Source organism: Streptomyces sp. IBSBF 3136 (assembly GCF_036815105.1).
Lineage (GTDB): Bacteria > Actinomycetota > Actinomycetes > Streptomycetales > Streptomycetaceae > Streptomyces.
Genome location: NZ_JAJSZC010000484.1, coordinates 1 through 833 on the forward strand (window position 1 = coordinate 1; position 833 = coordinate 833).

General features: G+C 73.7%; 1 protein-coding gene. It reads right to left on the reverse strand.

The features are described from left to right. Positions 1 to 220 precede the first annotated feature (220 nt). A partial coding sequence (locus tag V7E45_RS40365; RefSeq protein ID WP_333779259.1) for an RDD family protein occupies positions 221 to 833 on the reverse strand: 613 nt, incomplete at its 5' end.

Consider the following 833-nt stretch of genomic DNA (forward strand, 5'->3'; position numbering starts at 1 on the left):
ACCCCCACCACCCCACCCGCACCCCCGGGCCGGGCGCCCCCCCCCCCCCCCCCCCAGGGCGCGCGCGAGCAGGAACGCGTACCCACGACCCTCTGACCGGACCGGCCGGCACGTAAGAGAGCGGCGGTTCCGTGACTGTCCCGGAACCGCCGCTCTCGTACCCGCCGGTGTCGCGAGCCGCCGGTCCAGTGACCACCGGCTCGTGATCAGCGGTCGCCCGTCAACGGGTGCTGACCACCACCGTCTTGGCCGCCTTGTCGTGCAGCCCCTGCTTGTACGGCCGGTCGAAGAAGCTCCAGCCGCCGCAGATCGCCGTCCAGACGCAGGCGCAGCAGAAGGCGAACGGCAGCCACAGCACCAGGGCCCGGTTCAGCGAGGTCCGGGTCGCGGGGGTGGAGCCGTTGTCCAGGTTGGCCACCCGCATCTTGAGCAGTTTCTTGCCGAGGGTCTGCCCCGTCCTGGCGATCAGGAAGGTGTCGTAGGCGACGTAACAGACCGCGGCGATGATGGACTGCCCGATGGACCGGGCCACTTCGGTCCCGGTGCCGTTGACGGTGTACGCGCGGACGCCGAACGCCAGGGTGAGCAGCCACACGACGATCCCGACGATGATCATGTCGATGATCCGCGCGAGGGTCCGGCTGCCGCTGTCGGCGAGCGGTGGCATGCCCGCGAGGGGGTCAGCGGGGTAGCCCTGGCCACCGGCACCGTGGGGACCGCCGCCGTACGGGCCACCGCCGCCGTACGGGCCGCCACCGGGGGGCGGCGGCTGCCCGCCCCCGTAGGGCGGTGGCTGCCAGCCGCCGGGCGGGGGCGCCTGCCCGCCACCGGGG